Here is a 282-nt window from a genome sequence, read left to right on the forward strand (position 1 = left end):
AAGCTTGCTTACAGCTCCCCGAGGCAGTTTCGTTGTTCGCCACGTCCTTCGTCGGCTCCTGGCGCCTAGGCATCCTCCGTGTGCTCTTATTAGCTTAACCTCGATTTTTCCGCTAGGAAAATATCGGACATTGAATTTCTCCAAAAGCCTTTATTTCCGTCAGAAAAATCGCTAGCATCGCCATTAATTCAAAACTTGCTTACACAAGTTCAGCTTAAAGGAATGTTCTAAAACGCAATTTCGTTTCGGTATCCAGTTTTCAAGGATCAAGTTGCTGTAAGT

The 282-nt window shown here is 44.0% G+C and carries 1 rRNA gene; it reads right to left on the reverse strand.

Annotated elements, in window-relative coordinates:
- Window positions 1-100: ribosomal RNA gene (locus tag AC0LWN_RS32765) — 23S ribosomal RNA — on the reverse strand; the annotation flags it as partial.
- Window positions 101-282 lie beyond the last annotated feature (182 nt).

The sequence above is a fragment of the Paenibacillus sp. sgz302115 genome (genome assembly GCF_056120445.1).